This is a genomic window from Streptomyces sp. NPDC041940 (assembly GCF_055589465.1).
The window spans coordinates 81,755-90,146 of sequence record NZ_JBVJBP010000008.1 but is presented as its reverse complement, the minus strand read 5'-3'; the positions used below and the strand labels follow the sequence as shown (position 1 = coordinate 90,146).

5 protein-coding genes are annotated in these 8,392 nt (G+C 72.6%); 2 read left to right on the top strand and 3 right to left on the bottom strand.

The genetic code is table 11. From position 1 onward, the window contains the following. Positions 1-152: 152 nt before the first annotated feature. From ACZ6I3_RS16230 to ACZ6I3_RS16220, 3 genes are all read right to left on the bottom strand, one after another. On the bottom strand, positions 153-926 hold the full coding sequence (locus tag ACZ6I3_RS16230) for a S1 family peptidase (protein WP_469415143.1): 774 nt from the start codon (positions 924-926) through the stop codon (positions 153-155). A 207-nt stretch (positions 927-1,133) separates the two neighbouring features. Beyond that, positions 1,134-3,986, bottom strand: a complete 2,853-nt coding sequence (locus tag ACZ6I3_RS16225) for a helix-turn-helix transcriptional regulator (RefSeq protein WP_469415141.1) — start codon at positions 3,984-3,986, stop codon at positions 1,134-1,136. Between the two features lie 204 nt (positions 3,987-4,190). Continuing rightward, positions 4,191-5,000 carry a helix-turn-helix transcriptional regulator gene (locus ACZ6I3_RS16220; protein ID WP_469415140.1) on the bottom strand — a complete coding sequence of 270 codons (810 nt, stop codon included), beginning with the start codon at positions 4,998-5,000 and terminating at the stop codon, positions 4,191-4,193. Positions 5,001-5,125: 125 nt separating this feature from the next. On the opposite strand from ACZ6I3_RS16220, the gene ACZ6I3_RS16215 reads away from it, so the two are divergent. Further along, the gene (locus ACZ6I3_RS16215; RefSeq protein ID WP_469415139.1) at positions 5,126-6,796 is read left to right on the top strand and encodes an AMP-binding protein; all 1,671 of its coding nucleotides are present in this window, start codon (positions 5,126-5,128) and stop codon (positions 6,794-6,796) included. Then, the gene (locus ACZ6I3_RS16210; RefSeq protein ID WP_469415138.1) at positions 6,793-8,391 is read left to right on the top strand and encodes an AMP-binding protein; all 1,599 of its coding nucleotides are present in this window, start codon (positions 6,793-6,795) and stop codon (positions 8,389-8,391) included. Before ACZ6I3_RS16215 ends, ACZ6I3_RS16210 begins: the two co-directional genes overlap by 4 nt. Position 8,392 lies beyond the last annotated feature (1 nt).

The following is an 8,392-nucleotide window of genomic DNA, read 5'->3' as shown; positions in this document are numbered from 1 at the left end:
CTCAGCCCGCGTTTCTCCCCCCCTCCTCTCATCCGTGCCGGCCCGCGCCCCGCGCCCCCCGCCCCCCCCCCGCCCCCCCCCCCCCCCCCCCCCCCCCCCCCCCCCCGCCCCCTGGTCTTTCACCTGAGGGGTGCTCAGGAGCTATCGGACGGTCACGAGTTGACCTGCGTCGTGACCAGGTTGGAGAAGGTGGTCAGCCGGGTGTAGACACCCGGGTAACCGGCCTGGGCGCAGCCTTCGCCCCAGGAAGTGATGCCTGCCAGGACGCCCCCGATGAGCAGGGGACCGCCGCTGTCGCCCTGGCAGGTGTCCACGCCGCCGGTGGTCTTCCCGGCGCAGACCATGTCGCTCTGCACGAAGTCGGAGCCGTAGGAGCTCGCACAACTGGAGTCGGACACGGTCGGTACGGTCGCGGTGCGCAGCTGGTTGGAGGAGCTGCCGCCCGCGGAGGTCGTGCCCCAGCCGAGGATGCGCGCGGTGGCGCCGGCCGCGTACACCGAGGTCTGGGACGAGGTGACGTACTTCGCGGTGGTGTACGGCATCGACGTCGACAGCGTCAGCACGGCCACGTCGTCGCCGTTGGTGGCGTCGGTGTAGCTCGGGTGGATCCATATCTTGCTGACTCTGCTGACCGTGCCGTTGGTGCCGTTGAGGTACGTGCGGCCACCGACCACCCGCACGCTGCCGGCGGACTCACCGACCATGCAGTGCGCGGCGGTGACGACCTTGGTGGGCGAGACCAGCGTGCCGCCGCAGAACTGGTTCTGCGAGGCGTCCGTGATCTGCATGACGAACGGGTACGCGGTCGTCGTGGTCGTGCTGCCGCCGACGATCGGCTGGGGTGCGGCGACGGCGGAGGGGGCGGTGAACAGCGCGGTCACCGCGGCGACGGCGGCGGCCTTCTTGGCACGGTTGAACCCGAACATGGGTCTCCTTGGGGAGTTGCCGGTGGGGGGTCGCGCGGGTGGTCGTGAAGCACGGGGACCCTGACGCCGTTGTTCGGATCTCCGTGTGCCCGGCGAGCGGCACGCCCCAAAGTTAGAGCCCGGAGGAGGTGGCTCCCAATGAGGGAACCCCCTAAGGGAGTTGGGCAGGGAAAACCCTCGATCGGGTCAAGTAAACCCAGGTGGGGCTCAGTTGGTACGACGGCCCGCGGCCAGCCGGACGATGTCCACCCGCGAACGGATCCCCAGCTTCCGGTAGACCCGGGTCAGCGTCGCCTCGACGGTCTTGACACTGATGAACAGGCGGGCCGCGATCTCCCGGTTGGTCGCACCCTCCATCACGAGCGAGGCGACCTGACGCTCCATCGAGGCCAGGCCCTGCAGCGCGTCCAGCGCGACGGGCGGTGCCGCGGAGGCCGGCTCCACCGCCGGGGAACCCCCCGCGACGGCCGCGTCGACCTGCCGCAGCCAGGGCAGCGCCCGGCAGCGCCGGAACAGCCGGGCGGCCTCGTCGTACGACCCCGGCCCCGGCAGGGGAGTCCCGCCGGTGCGGGGCTGGGCGGCGGCCTGGGCGCGCAGCCGGGCCAGCGCGAAGGCGGCCCGCGCCTCCTCCAGGCCGTAGCCCAGCCTCCCGAGCCGGTCCCGCACGGACGCCAACCGCACGAGGGCGGTCTCGTGTTCGCCGCGCGCCGCCCGTACCAGCGCCTCGGCCCGGTCCAGCACGGCCAGCACACTCTCCCGGCCCAGCCGCAGCGCGTGCGCGCGGGTCGTGTCGATGACGTCCTGCGCCTCGCCCGGTTCACCGATGCGGACCAGGGCCTCGGCGAGATCGCCGTGCCAGCGGCCGCGCGCCGGGTCGTTGATGCCGAGGCCGTGCTCCAGCTCCCGCACCCGGCGCAGCGAACGGACCGCGGCCGCCGGGTCCCCTGCCACCAACTGGGCGTAGCCCAGGGCCGCCAGAGCCCGGGACAGATACATCTGGTCGCCGTCGACCTCGGCGTGGTCGGCCGCCTCACGCGCGAGTGCCAGCGCCCGGTCCACGTCCCCGGCGGAGGCCTCCGCGAGGGAGGCGAGCATCGCCGAGGCGCCCTCGCCGATCCCGGCGTCCCGGGCGAGGCGCAGACTCTCCCGGGCCAGGTCCAGGGCCCGGCCGCAGTGCCCGGTGCGCAGCTCCGTGTCGGCGAGGAAACGCAGGAAGTGCACCTCGCTCTCGACCATGCCGCGCCGCCGCACCTCGCGCAGCAGCGCGGTGATCACCGCCCGGGCCTCCGGCAGCCGGTCGCTCATGATCAGCCAGCGGAACCGGGCCGATCCGGCCCCGTTGTGATGGCAGGCCACATACGGGTCCTGGGGTTCACGCAGCGCCCGTTTGACGGTCGCGGGCGCCCCCGGATGGCCCATCAGGGTCTCGGTGGAGGCCTGGAAGGACAGCGCCATCAGCTCGGTGCGCCGGTCCCCGCCCCGGGCGGCCAGCTCCGCGGCGTGCTCGGCCTCCTGCCGGGCCTCGGCGAAGTCGCCCTCCACGACCAGGCCGCGCCAGGCCAGCTGGTAGTGGACCAGGGCGAGCAGCCCCGGGTCGTCGCCCGCGTCGGCCAGGACCTGCGGGAAGACCGCGTCGACCTCGCCGAGCGCCTGCCCGGCCGCCTCGATGACCACCATCCAGGCCCGCACCCGCTCGGCGGGCACGGTGGCACGCGTCAGTACGTCGCGGGCGATGTCCCGGGCGAGATCGCCCTCGCCCGCGGTGATCGCGTCCTCCGCGGCCTGCAGGCGCCGCTCGTCCGGGCCCGGGGTGCTGTCCGCCGGGGTGTGCCGGGCCGCGAGCAGCCCGAGCGAGGCGGCCACGGACGGCGCCCCCCGGTCCAGGGCCAGCGCGGCGGCCTCGGCGAGCCGGGCCGCCACCTCCGGGTCGGTGCCGGTGGTCGCCAGGGCCAGGTGCCGGGCCCGCTCGATCGGGTCGGAGGCCGCGGTGGACAGCGCGGCGTGCACGGCCCGCCGCTCCTGCGCCGGGGCCTCCGCGTACAGCGCGGCCGAGATCAGCGGATGCGCGAACCGTACGGCGGGCCCCTCCGCCTCGGTCGCCAGCAGCCCGAGCGCCGCCGCCTGGGCCGTCTCGGCCTCGGCGTGCTCCCGGCCGGCCGCGTGCAGCAGGGCCAGCGTGGGGCGGGCACCGGCGCTGGCCACCAGCAGGGTGCGGCGCGCCTCGTCCGACAGCATCTCCAGCCGGCTCAGCACCAGCGCCCGCAGCGAGGTGGGCACGGGCAGCGGCTCGCCGGGCCGGGGCCGGGTGGGGCTCTCGGCCAGGGCACGGCCCAGTTCCAGCGCGAAGAGCGGGTTGCCGCCGCTGGTGCGGTGGATGTCGCGGACCGTGGAGCGGGACAAGGGGGTGTAGCCGCGGTGGTCGAGCAGCGCCGAGACCTGCGCACGGGTCAGCGGGCCCAGCCGGACGGCGAGCGTGTCGGGCGGGGACGCGCGTAGATGACGGTCGTACTCCTGGCCCTCGGTCCGCACCGCGCACAGCATCTGCACGGGCGTGTCGCCCAGCCGGCGGGCGGCGAAGCCGAGCAGTTCGGCACTGGCGGCATCCAGCCACTGCAGGTCGTCGGCGACGACCAGTACCGGGCCCTCGGCGGCGAGGGCGCGCAGCGCCGAGAGCACGGCGAGGCGCAGCGCGAGCCCGTCACGCTGGAGGGTGGACTCGCCGCGGCCGGTGAGCGCCGACTCCAGGGCGGTGCGCTGGGCCGAGGGCAGCTGTTCCGAGACCTCGTCCAGGACCAGGCCGAACAGGTCGGCCAGCGCCAGGAAGGGCAGGTGGGATTCGGACTCGGTGGCCGAGCAGCGCAACACGGTCCGGGCCGAGCCGCCGTAATCCGCCGCCAGCGCCCGCAGGATCGTCGACTTTCCTATTCCCGCGGGGCCGTGGAGCAGCACACTTCCGCCTCGGCCCAGCTGTTCACGCGCCGACGTGAACAGATCCTCTCTGCCGATGACCAGGTCGGGGCGGCACCTGGGAGGCTCCTGGAAGTCCCGTCGCACGGTCACCGCTTCCCTCCCTGTGTCGTGTCCTGGCCAATATTAGGCAACAGCTCTTTGAATTTCGGACGGACGGCGTGGTGAGGGAAATAACAACCGACGCCGGCGGGTGAATTCATTGGGCCCTCGAATGCGGCGGCAGACGCCGTAGGCGCCCGGTCGGGAACCCGTCGGCATATCGAACAAACCGGCACCACAGAAAACATCACAAACCTATGGCAACCATCCCGCCCGGCGCGCGGCGACCACGGCCTCGCCCCGCGTCCGGGCCCGCAGCTTCCGCATGGCCGACCGCAGATACCCCTTGACGGTCTCGGACGTCACCCCCAGCCGCTCGGCGGCGACCGCGTTGGTGGCCCCGGCGGCGACACACGCCAGCACGTCCACCTCGCGCGGCGCCAGCCCGACCCGGGCCGGCGCGGCGGCCCCGGCCGTCAGCAGCGCACACGCCCCCAGCAGCTCGTCCCGCAGCTCCGGGTCCGCGATCTTCGGAGCCAGCGCCCGCAGCGCCGCGTGCGCCTCCCGCACCTGCTCCCACCCCGCGCCCGCCCCGCCCCCGGCGGCGAGGGTCCGTGCCTCGTCCCGTACGACCAGGGCCCGCTCCACGTCCCGCGCCGCCTCCACGGCCGCGTCCAGCATTCGTCCGCCCATCGGCAGGGCCGTCCGCAGCGCCCCGTACAGCACCCCGCGCACCCCGTGCCGTACGACCACCGGCACGGCCAGCACCGAGCGCAGTCCCTCCACGGCCACCGGGGCGTCGTACTCGTGGCTGATCTGCCGCGACACCGAGTAGTCCGTCACCACGCACGGCCGGGCGAGGACCACCGTCTTGCCGCCCAGTCCGTTCCCGGACGTCACCGCCAGGGAGCGCAGGGCGTCCGTCGCCGTGCCGCTCCGCTCGCTGATGCGCATCCGCCGCCCGGCCTCCATCAGGCCGCCGAAGGCGACCGGGAGGCCGGTGGCGCGCCGCAGACGCAGCAGCGCGTTCCGTATCTCGACGGCGTCGGACGCGTCTGCTGTCACCTGTTCGCCCCTTCACTACGGCTCCTGTGCGGGCGCTCCCCCCGTTCGGGGGTAGTGAGTCCTGCATCACGGATTACACGATGGTTGGGAGCCGCCCGGCAATGGTCCGGTACTCAGGAGGACAGATGACATCGGCGACGGAGATGTTCCGCGAGGCGCGGGACTTCCTGCTGGAGCACCGCGAGGACTACGCCACGGCCTACGACGGCTTCCGCTGGCCCCGTCCCGAGTACTTCAACTGGGCGCTCGACTGGTTCGACGAGATCGCGGACGGCAACGCCCGTACCGCCCTGCACATCGTCGAGGAGGACGGCCGCGAGACCCGGCTGTCCTTCGCGGAGATGTCCGTGCGCTCGGCGCGGTTCGCCAACTGGCTGCGCGCCCGGGGCGTGCGCGCCGAGGACCGGATCCTCGTCATGCTCGGCAACCAGGCCGAACTGTGGATCACCGCGCTCGCGGCGATGAAGCTGCGGGCGGTGGTCATCCCGGCCACGCCGCTGCTCGGCCCCGCCGACCTGCGTGACCGCGTCGACCGCGGCCGGGTCCGGCATGTCATCGCGCGCCCGGAGGACACCGGGAAGTTCGCCGAGGTCCCCGGCGACTACACGCGCATCGCCGCCGGTACCGCTCCCGAGGGCTGGCTGTCGCTGGAGGACGCCCACGACGCCCCCGCCGACTTCACCCCCGACGCCCCGACCCGGTCCGACGACCCGCTGATGCTCTACTTCACCTCGGGCACCACCGCCCGGCCCAAACTCGTCGAGCACACCCACACCTCGTACCCGATCGGGCACCTGTCGACCATGTACTGGATCGGCCTCGAGCCCGGCGACGTTCATCTGAACATCTCCTCCCCGGGCTGGGCCAAGCACGCCTGGTCCAACCTCTTCGCCCCGTGGAACGCCGAGGCGACCGTCTTCCTGTACAACTACTCGCGCTTCGACGCGGTCCGTCTCATGGCGGAGATGGACCGGGCCGGTGTCACCACCTTCTGCGCCCCTCCGACGGTCTGGCGCATGCTCATCCAGGCCGACCTGACGCAGCTGCGCACCCGCCCGCGCGAGGTCGTCGCCGCCGGGGAGCCGCTCAACCCGGAGGTCATCGAGCAGGTCCGCCGGTCCTGGGGCGTCACCATCCGGGACGGCTTCGGCCAGACCGAGACGGCCGTGCAGGTCGCCAACAGTCCCGGCCAGCCGCTCAAGACCGGCTCGATGGGCCGGCCGAGCCCCGGCTACCGCGTCGAACTGCTGGACCCCGTCTCCGGCGTGCCGGGCGCGAGCGCGGGGGAGATCGCCCTCGACCTGTCGGACCGTCCCGTCGGCCTGATGACCGGCTACCACGGCGACGCGGACCGCACAGCCGAGTCGATGGCCGGCGGCTACTACCGCACCGGCGACATCGGCGCGCGCGACGAGGACGGCTACATCACCTACGTCGGCCGCGCGGACGACGTCTTCAAGGCCAGTGACTACAAGATCTCGCCCTTCGAGCTGGAGAGCGCGCTGCTGGAGCACGAGGCTGTGGCGGAGGCGGCGGTCGTACCCGCCCCGGACGAACTGCGGCTCGCCGTGCCGAAGGCGTACGTCGTCCTGGCCGAGGGCTGGGAGCCCGGCCCCGGCACCGCGAAGGTGCTGTTCGAGCACTCCCGGGAGGCCCTGGCCCCCTACAAGCGCATCCGCCGACTGGAGTTCGGCGCCCTGCCCAAGACCGTCTCCGGCAAGATCCGCCGTATCGAGCTGCGCGAGGCCACGGCGGCCGGGTCGGACGCCGAGTACCGCGAGGAGGACTTCCGGTGAATTCGTACAGCCATGGAACCGGCGGGACGGCTCTGCTGGGCGACACGATCGGCGCCAACCTGGACCGGGCGGTGGCCACCTGGCCGGAACGCGAGGCGCTGGTCGACGTCCCGTCCGGGAGGCGCTGGACGTACGCGCGGTTCGGTTCCGCCGTGGACGAGCTGGCGTCCGCGCTGCATGCCTCCGGTGTCGCCAAGGGCGACCGGGTGGGCATCTGGGCGGTCAACTGCCCCGAGTGGGTGCTCGTCCAGTATGCCACCGCCCGCATCGGCGCGATCATGGTCAACATCAACCCGGCCTACCGCACCCACGAGGTCGAGTACGTCCTCAACCAGGCCGGTGTGTCCCTGCTCTTCGCCTCCGTCGGTCACAAGGCGAGCGACTACCGGGCGATGGTCGAGCAAGTACGGGACCGGTGTGCCGAGTTGCGCGAGGTCGTGTACATCGGCGACCCGAGCTGGGAGGCACTGCTGGGACGGGCCACCCCCGACGCCCGGGCCCGGTACCCGGAGCTGTCCTGCGACGACCCGATCAACATCCAGTACACGTCGGGCACGACGGGCTTCCCCAAGGGCGCGACCCTCTCGCACCACAACATCCTCAACAACGGGTACTTCGTGGGCGAGTCGATCGCCTACAGCGAGCAGGACCGGGTGTGCGTCCCCGTGCCCTTCTACCACTGCTTCGGCATGGTGATGGGCAATCTCGCCGCCACCTCGCACGGCGCCTGCATCGTCATCCCCGCCCCGTCCTTCGACCCGAAGGCCACCCTGGACGCGGTCCAGCAGGAGCGCTGCACCTCGCTCTACGGCGTCCCGACCATGTTCATCGCGGAGCTCAACCTCCCCGGCTTCGCCTCCTACGACCTCTCCTCCCTGCGCACCGGCATCATGGCGGGCTCGCCCTGCCCGGTCGAGGTGATGAAGCGGGTGGTCGCCGAGATGCACATGGCGGAGGTCTCCATCTGCTACGGCATGACCGAGACCTCCCCGGTGTCCCTCCAGACCCGCAGGGACGACGACCTGGAGCACCGCACGGGCACCGTGGGCCGGGTCCTGCCGCACATCGAGGTCAAGGTCGTCGATCCCGCGACGGGCGTGACACCACCCCGGGGCACAGCGGGCGAGTTGTGCACCCGCGGCTACAGCGTGATGCTCGGCTACTGGAACGAGCCGGAGAAGACCGCCGAGGCCATCGACGCGGGCCGCTGGATGCACACCGGCGACCTCGCGGTGATGCGCGAGGACGGCTATGTCGAGATCGTCGGCCGCATCAAAGACATGATCATCCGGGGCGGGGAGAACATCTACCCCCGCGAGATCGAGGAGTTCCTCTACGCCCACCCGGGCATCCAGGACGTCCAGGTCGTGGGCGTCCCGCACGACCACTACGGCGAGGAGGTCCTGGCCTGCGTCATCGCCCGCGACCCGGCCGCCCCGCCGACACTGGAGGACGTACGGGCCTTCTGCGAGGGGCAGTTGGCCCACTACAAGATCCCGAGCAGGCTTCAGATCCTCGACTCCTTCCCGATGACGGTGTCCGGGAAGGTACGCAAGGTGGAGCTGCGGGAGAGGTTCTCGGAGGGGCAGAGGTAGG